This window comes from Chitinophaga sp., from assembly GCF_035538455.1.
Classification (GTDB): Bacteria; Bacteroidota; Bacteroidia; order Chitinophagales; family Chitinophagaceae; genus Chitinophaga.
The window spans coordinates 38,649-57,180 of the sequence record NZ_DATLKJ010000021.1; the positions used below are offsets into that span (position 1 = coordinate 38,649).

The 18,532-nt window shown below is 47.4% G+C and carries 17 protein-coding genes; 4 read left to right on the forward strand and 13 right to left on the reverse strand.

Annotated features, from left to right (window positions below):
* Nucleotides 1-17 precede the first annotated feature (17 nt).
* Together porT and ubiE are read right to left on the reverse strand one after the other, a co-directional pair.
* Nucleotides 18-719: a type IX secretion/gliding motility protein PorT/SprT gene (porT, locus tag VM802_RS02070; protein ID WP_325527449.1), complete on the reverse strand. Its 702-nt coding sequence runs from the start codon at nt 717-719 to the stop codon at nt 18-20.
* Nucleotides 692-1,438 carry a bifunctional demethylmenaquinone methyltransferase/2-methoxy-6-polyprenyl-1,4-benzoquinol methylase UbiE gene (ubiE, locus tag VM802_RS02075; protein WP_325527451.1) on the reverse strand — a complete coding sequence of 249 codons (747 nt, stop codon included), beginning with the start codon at nt 1,436-1,438 and terminating at the stop codon, nt 692-694. Before ubiE ends, porT begins: the two co-directional genes overlap by 28 nt.
* An 85-nt stretch (nt 1,439-1,523) precedes the next feature.
* On the opposite strand from ubiE, the gene yihA reads away from it, so the two are divergent.
* Nucleotides 1,524-2,132, forward strand: a complete 609-nt coding sequence (gene yihA / locus VM802_RS02080; RefSeq protein ID WP_325527453.1) for a ribosome biogenesis GTP-binding protein YihA/YsxC — start codon at nt 1,524-1,526, stop codon at nt 2,130-2,132.
* Between the two features lie 191 nt (nt 2,133-2,323).
* Here the strand turns inward: yihA and VM802_RS02085 are convergent, their stop codons facing one another.
* The 9 genes from VM802_RS02085 to VM802_RS02125 all read right to left on the reverse strand — a co-directional run bounded on the left by VM802_RS02085 (nt 2,324) and on the right by VM802_RS02125 (nt 13,069).
* Nucleotides 2,324-2,785 carry a hypothetical protein gene (locus VM802_RS02085; RefSeq protein WP_325527455.1) on the reverse strand — a complete coding sequence of 154 codons (462 nt, stop codon included), beginning with the start codon at nt 2,783-2,785 and terminating at the stop codon, nt 2,324-2,326.
* Nucleotides 2,786-2,948: 163 nt separating this feature from the next.
* The gene (locus VM802_RS02090) at nt 2,949-3,422 is read right to left on the reverse strand and encodes a ribonuclease H-like YkuK family protein (RefSeq protein ID WP_325527457.1); all 474 of its coding nucleotides are present in this window, start codon (nt 3,420-3,422) and stop codon (nt 2,949-2,951) included.
* A 398-nt stretch (nt 3,423-3,820) separates the two neighbouring features.
* Nucleotides 3,821-4,198 (reverse strand): CoA-binding protein, encoded by a 378-nt coding sequence (locus tag VM802_RS02095; protein WP_325527459.1) that lies wholly within the window; start codon nt 4,196-4,198, stop codon nt 3,821-3,823.
* Between the two features lie 18 nt (nt 4,199-4,216).
* Nucleotides 4,217-5,164: a TIGR01777 family oxidoreductase gene (locus tag VM802_RS02100; RefSeq protein WP_325527461.1), complete on the reverse strand. Its 948-nt coding sequence runs from the start codon at nt 5,162-5,164 to the stop codon at nt 4,217-4,219.
* 55 nt (nt 5,165-5,219) lie between these two features.
* On the reverse strand, nt 5,220-5,726 hold the full coding sequence (locus VM802_RS02105) for a GbsR/MarR family transcriptional regulator (protein WP_325527463.1): 507 nt from the start codon (nt 5,724-5,726) through the stop codon (nt 5,220-5,222).
* A 148-nt stretch (nt 5,727-5,874) separates the two neighbouring features.
* Nucleotides 5,875-7,512 (reverse strand): pyruvate dehydrogenase complex dihydrolipoamide acetyltransferase, encoded by a 1,638-nt coding sequence (locus tag VM802_RS02110; RefSeq protein ID WP_325527465.1) that lies wholly within the window; start codon nt 7,510-7,512, stop codon nt 5,875-5,877.
* Between the two features lie 119 nt (nt 7,513-7,631).
* Nucleotides 7,632-9,575 (reverse strand): DNA polymerase III subunit gamma/tau, encoded by a 1,944-nt coding sequence (locus tag VM802_RS02115; protein ID WP_325527467.1) that lies wholly within the window; start codon nt 9,573-9,575, stop codon nt 7,632-7,634.
* An 84-nt stretch (nt 9,576-9,659) separates the two neighbouring features.
* A complete protein-coding gene (locus VM802_RS02120) occupies nt 9,660-11,780 on the reverse strand; it encodes a M48 family metallopeptidase (protein ID WP_325527469.1) in 2,121 nt (706 codons plus the stop codon).
* Nucleotides 11,781-11,905: 125 nt separating this feature from the next.
* Entirely contained in the window at nt 11,906-13,069 is a 1,164-nt protein-coding gene (locus VM802_RS02125) for a hypothetical protein (protein ID WP_325527471.1), read from the reverse strand.
* A 73-nt stretch (nt 13,070-13,142) separates the two neighbouring features.
* On the opposite strand from VM802_RS02125, the gene VM802_RS02130 reads away from it, so the two are divergent.
* Nucleotides 13,143-13,751 carry a hypothetical protein gene (locus VM802_RS02130; protein ID WP_325527473.1) on the forward strand — a complete coding sequence of 203 codons (609 nt, stop codon included), beginning with the start codon at nt 13,143-13,145 and terminating at the stop codon, nt 13,749-13,751.
* A gap of 16 nt (nt 13,752-13,767) precedes the next feature.
* Nucleotides 13,768-14,295 (forward strand): GNAT family N-acetyltransferase, encoded by a 528-nt coding sequence (locus tag VM802_RS02135; protein WP_325527475.1) that lies wholly within the window; start codon nt 13,768-13,770, stop codon nt 14,293-14,295.
* Between the two features lie 57 nt (nt 14,296-14,352).
* On the opposite strand, the gene VM802_RS02140 is transcribed toward VM802_RS02135, so the two are convergent.
* Nucleotides 14,353-15,816 carry a DUF6600 domain-containing protein gene (locus VM802_RS02140; RefSeq protein WP_325527477.1) on the reverse strand — a complete coding sequence of 488 codons (1,464 nt, stop codon included), beginning with the start codon at nt 15,814-15,816 and terminating at the stop codon, nt 14,353-14,355.
* A gap of 341 nt (nt 15,817-16,157) precedes the next feature.
* Between VM802_RS02140 and pnuC the strand changes: the two genes are divergently transcribed.
* A complete protein-coding gene (pnuC, locus tag VM802_RS02145) occupies nt 16,158-16,802 on the forward strand; it encodes a nicotinamide riboside transporter PnuC (protein ID WP_325527479.1) in 645 nt (214 codons plus the stop codon).
* 197 nt (nt 16,803-16,999) lie between these two features.
* Here the strand turns inward: pnuC and VM802_RS02150 are convergent, their stop codons facing one another.
* Entirely contained in the window at nt 17,000-18,229 is a 1,230-nt protein-coding gene (locus VM802_RS02150; protein WP_325527481.1) for a purple acid phosphatase family protein, read from the reverse strand.
* Nucleotides 18,230-18,532 lie beyond the last annotated feature (303 nt).

Below are 18,532 nucleotides of genomic sequence, written 5' to 3' on the forward strand. Positions count from 1 at the left end.
CAGCAATTTAGGGTGGCTTATCCTTCCAGATGTATGGAGAAAACGATCATCCTTGATTGTAACTTGTCGATCACGTTGGCATACCGGAGATTGGGATCTTTCACAAGCATATTGCCCAAACCGTTGCTGATCTTGAATTCAGGGGAGAAGATAAAACTCTCGAAATAAAACTCGAAGCCTGCACCCACTTCATAACCATAATCGCTTTTCTTTATTTTGATCAGGTCTTCGGCCCTACGTGCACGAGCATTGGAGGCGAGATCATAGTCGTATTTCAGCCCGCCAATCACATATACACGCATATTGCCAATACGGTCTGATTTGAATTTGAGCTGCAGCGGGAAACTGAGCAGGATGGACTCTATTTTTTTATCGGTATCCTGTGGTTTGGGATAGGTTTCGCGATAGTAAAGATTTTTTGAAGCGAAGATCAACTGCGGATTAAAGCGAAGATCAAAATGCTCACTGAGCCTGGCATTAGCCAACAATCCCAGGTTGAAGCCTATTGTTTTCAAAGGCTCCGCTATCATGATAGAATCATCTGCCAGGAAAGCGGGCGAGTGGTTCAGTTTGAAAAATGACTGATTACCTGCTAGGGTAATACCGAAGTAATAGGGCTTGGAATCATGATCCAACATATTCATATTTGTCTGTGCTCCGGCCTGGAACACAAACAGCGCCGGTATAACTGTCAGTACGAGGCGCAATAGATGGAACATATGCCGAATGTGAGCGTTTTGCATGTAACGGCCTGAAAACCTGTGTTAGTTAATATGGTACGCATTGCTTCGCCCTGGGGAAACACTTTCACGGATTCTGGCAGATAGCTGTAGGCTGCTTTGCTCTTAGCTACAAACTTCCCGATCAGGGGTACGATATAACGAAAATACGAATTATATAATTGTTTAATGGGAAAAACAGTTGGATTGGAAAATTCCAGTATCACCAGTTTTCCTCCCGGTTTCAATACCCGCCTCATTTCAGCCAGTCCTTTTTCCAGGTTTTCAAAATTGCGTACTCCGAAGGCTACCGTTATCGCATCAAACGTATGATCCGGAAAGCTTATTGTCTCACTATCGCCCAGCTGCAGGGTTATTTTATTTTCGAGGCCCAGTTTTTTTATTTTCTCACGGCCAAAAGAGAGCATGCCTTCTGAAATATCAATGCCCACAATACTGTCGGGATTCAGGCGTTTCTGCGCCATTACTGCAAAGTCACCGGTACCGGTAGCAACGTCCAGAATCTTTTTGGGCTGCAATGACTTCAGGTAAGACAGTGCCTTTTTGCGCCAGAGTACATCAATACCGAGCGACATAAAGTGATTCAGGAAGTCATAACGGTAGGCAATATCATTAAACATGGAGGCTATCTGCTCCTTCTTGCTTAATTTTGACTCCACAAAGGGAACCATCTTCTGAACATTTGCATTTTCCGACATAGACCGCAAAGTTAAAGAAATGAGGGCATCTGTCAGCATGTAAAAAAAGCAGAAGTTGATTTTTAACGGAACAAAGTAATAAGATATGATCATCAAGTCAGCAGAATACCTGATCAGCAGCCCGGACTGGGAGAAATGCCCCAAGCCCGATCTGCCTGAATATGCATTTATAGGCCGCTCCAATGTTGGTAAATCGTCCCTTATAAATATATTGGCCAATAATGAAAAGCTGGCCAAAACTTCCGGTACCCCGGGAAAAACAGTGCTGATCAATCATTTCCTGATGAATGAGGCCTGGTACCTCGTGGATCTTCCGGGTTATGGCTTCGCCAAAAGAAGCCTGAGCCAGCGCAAGCAGTGGGAGAAGATGATTGAAGATTATCTCCGTAAACGTCAAAACCTTGTCAGTGTATTTGTGCTCATCGACAGTCGTCATACGCCACAAAAGCTCGATATTGATTTCGTGAACCAGCTGGGCGAATGGAATATCCCTTTCAGCCTGGTGTTCACCAAGGCGGATAAAAGCACGCAGGCAGAGGTAAGCCGCAATGTGAAAGCCTTCCTCAACAAGATGCGCGAAACCTGGCAGTTTCTGCCTCCGCACTTCGTGACTTCCACCGTTAAAAAATCCGGCCGCGACGCTATCCTCGACTATATTGAAGAGCTGAATATCCAGTTCAGAGCCATCGCCTGATAAAATATATTTTCCTGAAAGCCTAACGTTTAGCCATAAACGTTAGGCTTTCTTATTGGCCGCCGGAGATAGACATAGTAAAGGTCTTATCCAATTGCACACTGCCACCGGCTACTCCGCCTACGGCATGCAGTGGCGAAGGGAACCAGTAGCAGTAGCCAGCGTGTGACTTTCATAGCGAGGTGTTGGGATTATTGTAGTTTGCAGTTATCGAGGGTTTGCCGCAGGCGTTGCATATAACTGGTCATATACTCCGGCGGGCCATAGTCCCCATTTTTGTCAACATCTATCGCCACAGAATAAGTCACAGAATCATTCTGCTTCATGGTAAATGTAATAAACAAGCCATCCGCAGCCCCGAGCATACTGAGCGGCTTTTTGCCTTCTGCCTTTAACTTACTGTGCGGAAACTCCTTTTTATAAGGCTTCAGACTGTCAAATACGGCAGAAGATAGCTGTGTGATATGTCCGTCTTTTTTCTGGTAAGCGCCTTCATCACTGATGATAATCTCGCCGGCTCCAACGCCGGCCACATTATAGCCACCAGGCTGAATAGAAAGGCTTTCACTAACGGGCGGCCGGTTATTAACCTTGCGGTTACATGCCGTTATGCTCAGTACGATGACGAGGAATAAACAAGTTCTGATTTTCATAACAAAATAATGGGGCGATTTTGGTGATATAGTTATAGCGCTTGGGAGAGGCAGAAGTTACAGCAGGAAAGGAGAAAATTTTCCGGCAAGATAAGGGGAGAGAATCTCATCTGATGCGGGGCATCGCATCAGTAGTTTGAGAGAGGTACAACCCACAGGGCGATCAGTTCACGATCTTATTGGCGCAGCTGCTGCTGGCGAAGGCCTCCGGCTTGGCTTTGAAGGCAAAGCCCATACCCAGGATGTAACCCATTGCTTCACGCAGGGCCAGATTGCTTTTGAACTGAGGATTGGTATTGATATCGGCATGTACTTCCATATCTACGTCATACTCGGTAAACAGGTCGCAGAGCTCATACGCGATCTCAATACTTTTGGCCACTTCCACCAGCATACGTTCTTTGATGGAATAGCAGTCCTTTGTTTTTTCATTATGGATGAACATGAATCCGCCATGACCTTCCCGGAGGAAAACGATCACCGTAGCAAATTCAGTTTCCAGGCCCTTTACCTGAGAGTCAGTACCTATGCATACCTTCAGGCGATAACCTCTGCTGGTTTCGCGTATGATGGCCTGCCGTACCTCCTCTTTGACCGGAAGGTGAATCACCTCTCCATTAAATCTTCTCCATTGCATACTATATATATTTAAGGGTGAACATGCGGCGTGTCAGATCTTATACTTATAACCAACCAGATGAAGTAATGCCAAGCTATTGCAGGGAAAACAAACAGGATTCAAGAATCAAACAATTGGGGCTTATTGGTTAATAATGAAATGATATACGTTCCGAATATACGAAAAAAGGACTGTGATTTACGTGATTGTGTTGATTATCCTGATGTCCGGGTATTACTTTGGAGTGATTGACTTATAAAGATTGAGATACAAATATACTTCCACTGCGGAATTCAGGCCAATAGGGGCACTACTATCCGGTTATACTGGTAACAAAAAAATAACAGCTAAGAAAAAAACCTCTGCTTCAGTCTTTGCTCATCAGGACAATCATATAAATCAAATAAAAGTCACAGTTAATATTGACCGGTGCTCAGCAGCACTAACGTACACGCCTCTACCGGAGTGATATCATGTTGCGTGGCCAGCTGCGCCAGTTCGTCGTTTTCTGTGCCTGGATTGAAGATGATCCTTCGGGGATGCAACTGCAGGATATAGTCGTAGTACTCTTTCTGTAAGATGGGATTCAGATAAAGTGTCACGGTATCTACCTGCTTCAGGTCAGGATGTTCGGTAATCACGGGAATATCGCCTATGGAGGCGGCTTTCTTGCCGATGGCTACTACAGGGTGGCCTTTGGCTGTAAGTCTGTTTACTGCCAGGTTGCTGTATCTGTCCGGATTGGGTGAGGCACCCAAAACTACGGTGAGTTTTTTATCGGCTGAGGTTTCCATACTACTAAAGTACGAATTTCAGAACAAGTGATAAGCGCTTCGGGGCATATGCCGGAGGATGTCTGTTACTGATTCCTGTATGCGCGGAAACTGGAAAGAATAGCCTTCCTTTAAAAGTCTGGCAGGTACTACCCACCTGCTTTTCAGCAGCAATTCAGTTTCAGTGCCAATGAGTGCGGCGCCGATGGAAAGAAGAGGGGCGGGGGCGGGGAGGCCCAGTTTACGGCCAGCGCTGCTGCGGAGCGTTTGCATGAAAACCTTGTTGGGCACAGGATTAGGTGCCGTGCAGTTGAATATGCCGCTAAGCTGTTCCTGGGTATAGAGCCAGTTAATGATGCCACATAGGTCCGTAATATGTATCCAGTTGAGCATTTGCCGGCCATTGCCCTGCTGGCCTCCAAGCCCGTATTTCACAAGGTTGAGGAATGGTTGCATTACGCCACCGGGTTGCCATCCCAGGGTAATGCCTATGCGGAGTATGATTTTTCGTGTATGGGGCAACGTTATATCGTTGAAGGTTTGTTCCCAGCGTTTACATACCTGCACAGAAAAGTCGTTCTCTATCTCCCCGGTGAACTCATCCATCGGGCGGTCTTCTGCGTGGCGGTAGATGGTGGCACTGGCTGCGTTGATCCATAGCTTTGGAGGCTGTTGCAGTTGCTGTATGGCCTGTCCCAGCGCCTGAGTGGCATATACCCTGCTTTCGAAGATCTCCCGTTTGTTCTTTTCATTGTAGCGACAGTTCACACTTTTGCCGGCGAGATTGATCAACAGGTCGGCACCCTCCAGCGCCGATGTCCAGTTACCGGTGGTTCTGGCATCCCAGTGCACGTAGCTCACACGGCCATGTGCGGTGTGAGGCTGCCGGGTGAGTATCACAATGTCATTGTCTTCTCCGAAATATTCAATCAGGCTTTTGCCAATGAAGCCAGTACCAGCCGCTATAACAATGCGTTTATTTTTCATTTTGTTTTATATTTCTGAACTTTCAGGAAAAATTGAAATAATAATACAAAAAAATTTATTTGATAAGCTTCAGCAGGCTGCTATAGAACCAGTTTTCTTCAGACTTGATGAATGCGCTGATGGTTTTATCTGTCTGCTGTGCAAACTTGTTGATACTCTGAATAGACTCTTTGAATGATTTCAGCTCTTTGTCTTTGGGATCGCCATCAGCCTGTTGCAGCTGCTGCAATACTTTCATGATAGGGTCCAGCTCGCGTTTCTTCCTTTCGCGGGCAATGTAAGTGGCTACTTTCCAGATGTCTTTCTCCGCTACAAAAAATTCCTTTCTTTCTCCTGGTATCAATACACGTTCTACCAATCCCCAGTTGATCAGCTCACGCACGTTCATATTGGTATTACCGCGGGAGATGTTCAGCTCCGCCATAATATCATCTGCACTGAGTGGATCTGGCATTACCAGCAATAGCGCATGGATCTGCGCCATGGTGCGGTTGATGCCCCATTGTGCTCCCAATGACCCCCATGTTTGGATAAACTGCGCTTTGGCTTCTGCTAAGTTCATGACAGATAATTGTTATAGCGTTTGTCTTAAAGAAGCGAATTTATGTCAAGTTTTTGAACTTTCAAAAGTTTATGAAACATTTTTGACAAAAAAAACCGCCCCTGTAGTGAGACGGCTTTCTTGTATAGCTATTATCGTTTGTAAATGGTTATACCAGCATGGTCACCGGATTTTCCAGGTACGTTTTCAGCGTGGCCAGGAAACGTGCGCCTACAGCGCCATCCACACTTCTGTGATCGCAGCTCATCGTGAGCTTCATGATATTAGCGATCTTCACCTGGCCATTTTCCACAACAGCAGTTTCCTTGATGCCACCTACAGCGAGGATAGCGGAATCCGGTGGGTTAATGATGGCGGTGAATTCATCTATACCCAGCATACCGAGGTTGGAGATAGTGAAAGTATTGCCGCTGAAGTCCTGTGGTTGCAGTTTCTTGTTTTTGGCTTTGTCGTACAGACCTTTAGCTTCTCCCGCTATCTGGCTCAGTGACTTCTGATCAGCGAAGCGGATCACCGGTACAATCAGGCCATCTTCAATAGCTACGGCAGAACCGATATGCACATGATGGTTATGACGGATAAAGTCGCCCATCCAGCTGGCGTTTACATCGGGATGCTGACGGAGTGCCAGTGCAGCGGCTTTGATCACCATATCATTGAAGGAGATCTTCACTGGAGAAATCTCATTGATAGCCTTGCGGGCTTCCATGGCTTTATCCATGACAACATCTATCTTCAGATAGAAATGAGGCGCAGTAAACTTGCTTTCGCTCAGGCGACGTGCAATCACTTTACGCATCTGTGAGAGCGGAGTATCTGTATAACCTTCCTGACCTGAAGGTACAAAGGCCGGAGCAGCAGGGCCTTGTGCAGCCGGAACTGTTGCTGTAGCAGGAGCGGCAGATGGAACGTAGCTATCCACATCTTTCTTCACGATACGGCCATTGTCACCGGTGCCTGTAACCTTGTTGATGTCAATACCTTTTTCAGCAGCCAGTTTTTTGGCGAGCGGAGATGCTTTCACACGGCCATCGGCAGAAGCGGCGGTTTCAGCAGCGGGAGCTACGGCGGCGCCATTGGCAGCAGGTGCTGCTGCCTCTGCTGGTGCAGCAGTTTTGGCGGCAGGAGCTGCATTTTCAGCAGCCAGAATAGCGTCTACATTAGTACCGGCCTTACCTACTATGGCAATGATTCCGTTCACTTTGGCAGCATTACCTTCTTTTACACCAATATATAAGAGCGTACCGTCAGCGTAACCGATTACTTCCATGGTAGCCTTATCGGTTTCCACTTCAGCCAGTACGTCATCGCTTTTTACAGTATCGCCTACTTTCTTATTCCATGCTACTATCTTACCTTCCGTCATAGTGTCGCTCAGGAGCGGCATACGGATAACAGTAGCGTTTTTCAGTGCTTCTTTCACTGCTGTGTCATCTGCAGCAGGTGCAGCGGCAGCCTGAGGAGCTGGAGCAGCTTGCTGTGCAGGAGCTTGTGCCGGTGCAGCAGGAGCGCTGTTATTACCTTCCAGTAATGGTTTATAATCTTCGCCTGGTTTTCCTACAATGGCAATGATCTCATTAACTTTTGCTGCTTTACCTTTCTCTACACCAACATATAACAAGGTACCTTCCACATAACCCATCACTTCCATTGTTGCCTTGTCTGTCTCCACTTCAGCAATTATGTCGTCTGCTTTTACTGTATCGCCCACCTTTTTATGCCATTCCGCAATCACCCCTTCCGTCATCGTATCACTCAGGAGGGGCATTCTGATAACTTCTGCCATAGTGTTTATTCAAAATTTTGTTCAAACCTACATGTTTTTGCGCAAAAACGCAAAGAAGGAATGGTAAACTGTTTAAAAATGTCTATTGATAGTTAAAATTTAATAATGACTTATTTCTGCTAAAAATCCAGCTCCATATTCAGTCTGTCCTTCAGTTCTTTCACCAATGGATATTTGTCGGCCATCAGCTGAAATTGCTCCCTGCTCGACAAGGGGGCAGGACCGGTATCCTGTACCTGCTGACTCTCGTCCAGCTGAAGGGTAAGGATCAGCATACTGTTGTTGAATTTCTGTTTGAAGAAATCTGATATGCCCAGCTTCTCTTCCTCCATGAACCGGAACTGTACGATATTCCGGCTCACAATGCCTATCTCTGCGGTATCCAGCAGCTTCAGCGTTGCGAGCTGAAGGTTGCTCACCACCGTCATTTTATTGGCTTGCCTGAATCTATCGATGAACTCATCCCAGTACACATGCAGCGCGCCCAGGGTCAGTGGGATGCTCTGGGTAGTAGTGTTGTCCTGCTGTTTGGATGCCAGGGCTTCTTTCATGGCTGCCAGCCCTGTGAGTTTGCTGGCGCCTGCCGCTGTGGGGCGGCTTTGTGTTGTAGCCGGCTGGGTATTCACGGTACCGGAGGCTGGCTGGCTGGTTACTGTATGTGCAGGCTGACTGGCGGGAGCCGGTGCTGTAGCGGTTGTGGCGTTATTCGTAACCGGCGCTGGTTGCGTTGTGGTAACAGGGGCTGTTGCAGCGGCCTGTGGTACAGGTGGCGCAGGTGTTTCCACAGTCAACCTGGCCGTTTCCGGCGAAGCTGCAGCTATACTTGTGCTGGTGGCGGGTTTCTCAGTGAGGCTTTTAGCCGTTAGAGGCTGTGCTGCCGGGGCTCTCAGTTTCTGCGGAGGCGTACCGTCAGCTACCAGTTTTTTTTTTGCTACTTCTCCGTTGCTATCATCACTAACCAATGTTACTGCCTGTTGCAGGTAACAGATCTTGATTAATGCCATCTCCACATGCAGGCGCTTGTTGCGCGCCATACGGTAATTGATCTCGGTATCATTGAGCAGGTGAAGCGCAGAGACCAGGTAAGCCGGACTTAATTTGCCGGACAACTGCCGGTAACGGTCCTTCAGGTTACCCGATACTTCTACCAGATGAAATGCCTTATCTTCCTTGCTCAGCAACAGGTTTCGCAGAAATTCAGATAACCCGTTCAGGAAATTGTCTCCCTCAAAACCTTTCTGCAATATCTCATCAAATATCAGCAGGGCATTGGCTACGTCCTGTTGCAGAACGGTATCCATCACCTTGAAATAATAATCGTAGTCGAGGATATTCAGGTGCTCAAGCGTATTCTGATAGGTAAGATGACCGCCTGTAAAGCTGACGATCTTGTCCAGCGTACTCAGGGAGTCACGCATACAGCCGTCAGTTTTCTGCGCCACCAAATGCAGGGCATCAGCTTCAGCTTGTATATGTTCTTTGTTGCAGATCTCCTGCAGGTGATCTACCGTGTCCTGGATCGTGATCCTTTTAAAATCAAAGATCTGGCAACGGCTTAATATAGTGGGAAGGATCTTGTGCTTTTCTGTAGTGGCCAGGATGAAGATCGCGTAGGATGGCGGTTCTTCCAGTGTTTTCAGGAAAGCGTTGAACGCGGAGGAGCTCAGCATGTGCACCTCGTCTATGATATAGATCTTGTATTTTCCTGCCTGTGGAGAAAAACGCACCTGTTCCACCAGTGTACGGATATCATCCACAGAGTTGTTGGACGCGGCATCCAGCTCGTGAATATTGAAAGAGCTACCCTCATTGAAAGACTTACAGGAATGACATTCATTACAGGCTTCCCCATCCGGCTGCAGGTTCTCGCAGTTAATGGTTTTCGCCAGGATGCGGGCGCAGGTTGTTTTACCCACTCCACGCGGACCGCAAAACAAAAAGGCATGCGCCAGCTGGTTATTGCGGATGGCATTTTTAAGGGTCGTGGTAATATGCGCCTGTCCTACAACAGTTGAAAAGTTCTGTGGACGGTATTTACGGGCTGAAACGATAAAATTCTCCATATGACTGCAACGCTTTCGCGAGCGTCGAAAATACGCACAAATTCAGTAAGAGAAAAATGGCCGCAACAGGCGCAGCTTTCAGGGCTATTCCGGAGATGATTCGAGGGTCAGGATAAACTCCAGGTAATCTTTCTTCAACCGGATCACATCATTATTATATTTTTCTATCACGGCAGTGATCAGTTCATGCAGCTCTTCGATGGCAATATAATCCGGCACATGATCATGCAGATATACACAGCCGTGTTGCCGGAACTGCTGCACCTTAACCGCCATATCATCGGTGAGCGTACCGGTGGATTGCCAGCAGTCTGTAACCTCCTGTAGCATCAGCCTGAAATTACGGCATTCAGCTGCCAGTTCTTCAAATGCCGGGTGGATATCCGCAAATGCCAGGTCTTCCGCATTGAATATTCTGCTGATGCAATGAACTATTTTCACCATCTGTTCATTCAGCCTGCTGGCATATTCCTGGCGCAGCGTAATCTTCAGGTACTTTTCCTTGATGGCCTCTTTCATTGCGGCGCCTTTGATCGTTGCTTTCATGTAATGGTAACGGAATGCCAGCCGGTCGTGCTCCAGCAGCCATTTCTGTTCGCCGGCAACATGCTCCGCCAGCCTGTGCGCCAGCAAAGGTGCACTCTGCGCCTGATATTGCCGGCCTTCAAATTCAAAGACCCTGGTCTGAATTTGACCGGTAGCAATGGCTTGCAGTGTTTCCAGATCCTGTTGGTCCCGGTAAAAGCATTGCATGCGCCAGACAGCGTCAGGATGGTAGAGTGCTGTGATACTAAGCGTTGTAGCAGATTCCGGTGGCAGTGGAGTGAGATAGCTTTCATTCATCGCCGGGAATGAGCGGTTGTCGTAATACTCGTTAAATACACGTGGATATTCAAACTGCTGATGACGTTCCGACAACTCACTGACGTACACTGATGCATCCAGCGGCTCGCAGGAAACATTACCGGGAATATATTGTGAATAGAGGGAAGTAGTCAGCCGTTCCTGCAATATTTCGGTTTCCTCAAAGAGATTCCAGGCGCTGGCGGTATCAGTCGGACAGAAGATCCCTGCCTGCCTGCAGCGCTCTTCCCGGTCTATCCTGGAAGGATGGCTTGTCCATTGATCGCGTAGTTGTATCCTGCTTTTTACAAACGTGCGGAAATAGGTATCCGTGATAACCGGCAAACCCTCTTCATCTGGCAGAAGATGATTTTGTGCCGCAAAATAAGTCATCAGCGCGCGTTGTACACTGTAGATGTTCCGGAAGCAACGTGCCTGTTCAGCCAGCTCCGGCAGCCGGTGCAAACAGTGATCCATGCTGTAGCTGCCCAGCTCTATGCGGCGCATACTGCTGACAGCTGCTTCCACACCAACCAGTGATACTGCAACTGCGTCGGCATGGAATTCCATCTCGCGGCTCAGTTCCAGGTATTGACGGTGAATGAGCGGGTACACTTTCCGGAGCAGGTAACGGATGCCCCGTATCACCATGGCTGTCAGATGTGTAAAAAAGCCCAACAGTTGGCTATGGCGGTTCCACCGCGTGGCGGCAGATTCCAGGCTCTCATTTTCATAAAGCATGTTATACAGGACACGGTTTACTGTATAAACATAGCTCGCCATCTTCATACTGCGCTGGGAGAAATGTGCAAACTCCTGAGCCATCTTCGCCTTAAATTCACTGATACTCACACTGTTCACCAGCCCCAGCCCTATCTCCAGATTTTTGCCCACCGGCCAGAATAAACCCGACAGACTGGAGTTGTAGAACACCGTAATGTTCACTTCCGGTACTACAAACACTCTTTTGGGAAAGCTGATCCTGGTTTCTTCTGCCAGCTCAGCAATAAACTGAAACAACCGGGGATGGTTGCTGGCGCTTATTTCTGTTCTGCATGGATTGTCGGCAGCCCTTTTGTAGAAAAGAAAACGTGCCAGGAAAAATAGTATCAGTCCGCCCAGTAATATGAGGCCAAGACCAGGGATAACCGGCAATAAACCAGAATGGTAACGAAGCAGAGATACACCCCATGCCATGCATGCGGTGGCGATAGATGCTGCAACCAGTAGCAATAAAATATACAACAGAAAAAAGAGTGCAATGTAACTGATCACTTTTACTATCTGTTGCTTAAACAATACGTTGGGCTGCAGATACGCTGTATATGCTTTTTCCGGGCTTCCGGGATAAGGGTTGGACATAACAGGTCATCAGATTAAAACAGTATGAACAGCTCATTGGACACTAAATATAGATAAATATCCAGAGATTAAGATCCTGCCGGAGGATGTTGATACTATTTTGATAAGATGATCTGTTATGGTTTTTATGAAAATATCGGATGACGTTGGAACGGACGGGTACGATCAAACAGATAGCGATAAGTTGTGAGCTGCCTTGATGGCGATGCGCCCAGGCTGGCGGCCATATTCAGCATCTTGGGATTGAAATCGCCTATCCATTGCATTTCATAATCTTCATAAGTAAGCTTTTGCTGAATCACCTTAGCGCCTTCAATGATAATGTATGCATCCACACCCCTGCCCTGGAACTCCGGTATAATGCCGAAAATAATACCAGTCATTTTTTTATTGGTGCCGGTTATTTTCTCCCAGAGGAAATATAGTTTCTGCCGCAGCCCCAGTTTTCCGTTCATGTGCTTCACATACTGGTTAAAGTCAGGAAGATTCAGCCATATAGCAATGGGTTCATCTTTGTAGTAGGCAAACCACCCGATCCTTTCATCCATCAGTGGCTTCATCTGTTTGAAGATGGCCAATGCCTGTGATTTACCCATTTCTTTGCCGCCTGCATGCTGTGCCCATGCCTTATTGTAAACAATGCAGAAGTCGGTGGCAAATTTCTCCAGCTGGCTCTTTCGTATATGCCTGGCTGTGAAATCCGGATCTTTGCTGATGGCAGCATGACGCTCGCTGAACTTGGCCTGCAACTGGTCTCTTACTAACATTCCGTAACAGATCTGGTGAAAGAACACCTGGAAACCATAGTCTTCAAACAGGCGCATATAGTAAGGAGGGTTGAAGTTCATCGCATATAGCGGCTCATGGAATCCTTTCGTCAGCAGGCCCCACCAATTGTTGCGTTCCCCGAAATTAATCGGGCCGTCCATCGCTTCCATGCCTCTTTCTGCGAGCCATTGCCTGGCGGTATCAAACAGTAGGTTGGCAGCCTCCTGGTTATCAATACAATCAAAGAAGCCAATGCCGCCAACCGGGCCTTCGTCCCCTTTGTTCTTGTACTTTTTGTTTACAAAGGCAGCTATTCTGCCGATCAGACGTCCCTGGCTGTCCTTCACGATCCATCTCACACATTCGCCATGCCTGAAGGCTTTATTCTTATTAGGGTCGAATACGTCGTTAATATCCTTATCCAGTGGTCTTATCCACCCCGGTACATTTTTGTTGAGTACTATATGTACCTGTAAAAATTGAGCGGCAGTCTTTTCGTCGGTTACTAGAATTAATTCCATTGGGATCATTTGTACAAAAATAATTAAATGTGAGAAAAACAGCCATTGGCACCATTTTTTCTGCTGGCTCTTTATGAAACGTAACTATATCTATCCCCTCATTATATTTCTCCTTATCATTATTTTCTCGCTGGCATGGTGCGGACAGCAGCGACACGTAAGGGGCATCCTCTCTGAAAACCAGCGGCTGTGGAATGAGAACCGTGACCTGCGCAAAAGCCTGGAACAGTCGGGCCAGGTGTCACAACAGATCGATGACCGTCGCGAAACGCAGCAGCGCACCGCCGCGAACTTCATTGAAAGACGCACCTACTACCGCCGCAACTGGCAGCAATTCATTACTGTGAATGCAGGAGATTACCGCACCGGCTTTTTCGGAGGTATCCGTGACCTCAGCATCGCCGTCAGGAATCAGACCGAATATCCAATTGACAATGTGGTAGTACAGGTGCAATACATGCGTAACAACAACGAAGTTTTTAAAACCGAACAATACACTATCAGTAATATACCTGAGAAAGGCACCCGCAGCGTAGCGGCATCCAACAGCCGTAAGGGCAGTAAGGTAAGCATAAAGCTGCTGGGTATTACCAGCCAGGCAATGAACTTTTGCTGGTCCGCAGGTAAACCCGTTCCTGCAGGAGATCCTGATCCCTTCCAGTGTGTGCCCGCTGCCCGGTAATGCTTAACTTCGCGGCATGATAAAGATGATACCGGCACATACAGCAACGGAGGATATCCGGGAGTTGTATGAAGACACTTTCCCCCACGAAGAGAAGAGAAACTGGAGCCGCCAGCTGCAGTTGATGGCGGCAGGAAAACTGCAACTACTGCGGCTCCACGATGATAACGATGTGTTTGCCGGGTTCATATTCTACTGGAACCTGCATGATTTCATCTTCATAGAATATTTTGCCATTCATCCTGCCATGCGTGGCGGTGGAATGGGTAGCCAGATTATGCAACAGCTGGATGAGCAGTTTACTCATATAGTACTCGAAGTAGAACCACCTATAACGGAAACGGCCATACGGCGCATTGTATTCTACGAACGACTTGGATATATCACATTCCCACAGATCTATCATCAGCCTCCCCACCACGATGGCTATCCTCCGCTGGAGCTTCGCCTGATGCAGAAAGGGCTGGTCATGGATGAGAAGGCCTTCAGCCGTATCAAAGAACGGTTGTATTGTGAGGTCTATAACATAAAAGAACAGGGGTGATCAGTTACTGACCACCCCTGTTCTTTATACAGGTTGTTTATTCATTGTAGTTTATGATTACCTCATAACCCTGCTGGGTCTTCCGCTGCTGTTACCATTGTTTGATTCATTTACGCGGCGGTCCTGTTGCGGCTGTGGCGGAGGAGCCTGTTGTTGCTGACGCATTACACGCTCGTATTGCTGTTGCTGCTGTTGCTGCTGTTGTTGTTGCTGTTGCTGCTGTTGTCTCATAACCCTTTCCTGTTGTTGCTGCTGCTGTACCTGCTGGATACGTTGTTGTTCCTGTTGCTGCTGACGCATTACGCGTTCCTGCTGCTGTTGTTGTTGTATCTGTTGTTGTTGCTGTTGTCTCATAACCCTTTCCTGTTGCTGCTGTTGTTGTATCTGCTGGATACGCTGTTGTTCCTGTTGCTGTTGACGCATTACGCGTTCCTGCTGTTGTTGCTGTTGTATCTGTTGTTGTTGCTGCTGGTCATTACCGGCGCCTACTCTCGAAGGTCGTCCGTAACCGCCGTTGTTATTATTGCTGCTACCGTTGTTGATGGGCTGGTTATTCCTGTTGCCATCATAAATTATACGGCCATTATTGTTGTTGCTGTTTCCATTATTACCGTTGTTGATTGGCTGGTAACGGCTATTGTCATTATTGACTACACGGGACGGCCTGCCGTTGTTGTTATTGCCGTTATTGTTATTGTTGATGGTACCGTTATTACCATTGTTATTATCCATTACGCGGGATGGACGGCTATAACCATTACTGTTACCACGTTCAATCGCGGTAGCATTCGGGCGGTACACCTGCAACTGGTTATTCACCACACGGTCAGAAGATGGTCTGCCTGAGTTGCTCACACTCACCCGGTTAATAGGGGAGTTCACATAGCGCTGCACCTCATTCACACTAGGTCCTGAGATCACGCGGTTATTGTAACCACCGTCGCGGATTACCCTGTTGTTATTGATAATAGTGGTATTGTTGATGATCGTCACGTTCCTGCTGTTATCAATGTAGTAGTTATTGAGACGCGGGCTGCAGATATATTGTCTGGGTACAAAAGCCCAGTAAGAATTCGGGAGGGAATAACCACCCGGGCCCATTGGCGCCCAGCCGTAGTAATCACCACCACCTCTCCAGTCAACCCACGCTGGTCCCCACTCATTACCTGGTAACCACATCCATCCGTTGTAGTTGTCGTACATCCAACGGCCATAGTGGAATGCGGCCCAGCCCCATGAGTAATCTGAGGCCCATGTCCAGCCATAATCAGAATATACCCAGCGGCCATTGCTGTAGTAGGGCCTGAAGCCTGCACCGGCGTTTGGTATCCACACATTGCCGTAGTTGCCGTAGTTTGTCCAGCGGCCATATGGACTTAATTCATCATAGAAAGAGATAGAGGCTCCTATCTGCACCTGGGGGTTGGACGCATATGGAGAATATGTAGTGGCGCAACTGCCCAGAAAGAATGATGAAATAAGTATCAGAGATAATCCCGTATGTTTTATTGTACTGTTCATACTCCTGTTTTTTTAGACCTATAGGTTAGGTGGTTGCTGTTTATCTGACTCTTGGAGATGTGATAGCTACTTTTGACTTAATAAATCCTGTTTTTATCGGTAATTGATTTTTTAACCTGACAACACTCATCTGCAAACACATGGCTCTTGTAAAGCCGTCTAAACGCAATTGTTTTTTATAAGATGTTAAAGAAAATTGTTAAAAATTTTATAACGCTTTTATTTTATATCAGCATTATATATAGTGTAAAACAAAAATGGTTCCAAATAATTTCGCCTGCCTGAAATCATTGCTGGATCTGCTTTTATTAACATTATCTTTGGAAATTATCATTGGAGCTATGTCAGATTTCTTTAGTATCGACCATTATTTTTTTACTGTCCTTGGATATGCTGTCAGCTATGTGGAATTCATTGGCACCGCCACAGGGTTATTATGTGTTTGGCTGGCCGCCCGGGACCATATCCTTACATGGCCGGCGGGGCTGATCAATGTGAGTTGCTTTTTCATTCTTTTCTGGCAACATCAGCTATATGCAGATATGTTTCTACAGGTCTATTTCTTTGCCACCAATGTGTACGGCTGGATATTCTGGTATGGGAAGAAACCTGAGCACGAACCGGTCTATGCCCTCCGCAATCCCCGACGGTGGCTGCTTGGCAGCATGACCTTGGTACTGACGGTGCTGTTGGGTTGGGCTATCAGCAGGTTGCACGTCTGGTGGCCACAGGTTTTCAGTCAGCCGGCTGCATACCCCTATACAGATTCGCTGGTGGCGGTAATGAGTGTGGTGGCCAATATCCTGTTGGCCAGGAGAATCTGGGAAAACTGGCTGTTGTGGATATTGGTAGACATTGTTGCCACTGCTATCTATTTCAGCAAGGGCGTTAAATTTCTTGGGGTAGAGTATTTCATTTTGTTGATCATAGCCATTATGGGCCTGGTCAGATGGCTGAAAACGTACCGCAAACAGGCAGTAGCCTAACGTAGAGAGCCGCGCCATCAGCGCCGGCCCTCCATAATTTTATTGATGTCCTGCATGCGCTTTAAGTTCCACTCGAATTACCCGAAAACCCGCATCAGGTCTGCGTTAAGGCTATGTTACCTCTGTTTCAAGTCCGCATCAAGTCCACGTTATGCCCGTATTTCGTTCGTGTTAAGCTCGTTGTGCATATAGGTTATCTATACTTTATACTCCCCTACCTTGGTACCATCGTCTTTCAACATGGTGAGTATAAGCTGTTTCTGATCCGCCTTCACCTTAATCAGCGTACGGTTGCCATCTTTCGGCCCACCACCGATGATGATCGGATAATTGTGAGTGCCCGGTTCAGGGGGATGTACGCCATACGTATGCGTATGGCCGCAGATCAGTATATCTATCTTGTGCTTATTAAAGAGCCCGCCGAACATTTCGCGGCAATGAACCGTTCCATGCCATTCGCCGCCGTGATAATGAGGAATATGCATCATCACCACCTTGTATCTGGCTTTTTTATAGGCAGGGCTTTGCAGTTCTTTTTCCAGCCATGCGGCCTGCTGAGCGCGGTATGCATCGAAGTCCACAATGCCTGCATATACAGGATGGTTGTCTTCCTTGTCTTCGCCGGTATCCAGCACGATGGCGTGTACAGGTCCCCAGGTGAAGGAAAAGTAATTGGCATGGCCCGGATTATCGAAATACTGGTGCCATTCGCGGGCATATTTTCCCCTGGTTTCGTGATTACCACGCACATACATGAAGGGCGTCTGCGGAGCGAAGGTATTGCCGCAGGGCGTCAGCATATGATTGATAATCTGCTGTTCGTCGGATTGGTAGTCGAACACATCCCCGTTGAAGAACACGAAATCATAGGGGGCTTGGCCGGAAAGGCCCATCAGGTGTGGGATAGACTCTGGCCTGTCGTGTATATCGTTGATGATCACCCAGGAAACTTCTTTTGCTTTTGGATCGGGTGCGGTGAAAGTATAAGTCTCGCTTTCAATGGTGCTGCCATAGGTGAGCTTGTAGGGCTGGAACTCGGCGATGTCTTTTGAGAATATTTTGTAGCTGTATTTTTTACCTGGTTCCAGATGTGTCAGCTGAATTTTATGCAGGCGGTTGTTGGCATCCACGAGGCCATTGGTAACGCTGTGCGCTTTTCTGGCTGGCTGGCCTTCAGCGCTGTACTCCACCCAGCTATAGCAGGGGCGGGTAGTAAGCCATGTTACTGTAATAGTGTCTGGCGCCGGGTGCTGAAGATAAGGCTTACAGAGAAAGGCATGTGCAGCCGGTTCCTGTGGGCTGGAAGGCGTCAGGAGGCTACCTGCCTGGGCAGCTACGGGCGACAGGCCGGCAACGCCCAGTATTCCTGCTTTGGAAAGGTTACCGAGGAATGTTCTGCGGGAAAGTTCACTGTTGGTCTTTTTCATATTTATATTAATGGATATATAATGAATGGGTTTAAAAATAATGTCTGTGAGCAGGAAAGCAGGTTATTTTACATGAATGGAAAATGGGAAGAAATATGAAAAGTTATAGATAGAAAAAATAAATATTTGATAGGCTACGCTTAAAACTGCCGGGATATAGAGATCAAATAACAATGGAAAGGTTATGGTGGTTCCTGAACTGATCGAGGATGAAACCATTCCCACGGTTCTTCCCGCCTCGCCCCCTGCGCCCGCTGCTCCCGGGTGGGTTGCCGTGGCCCTCAACGATACCCCTAAACCACC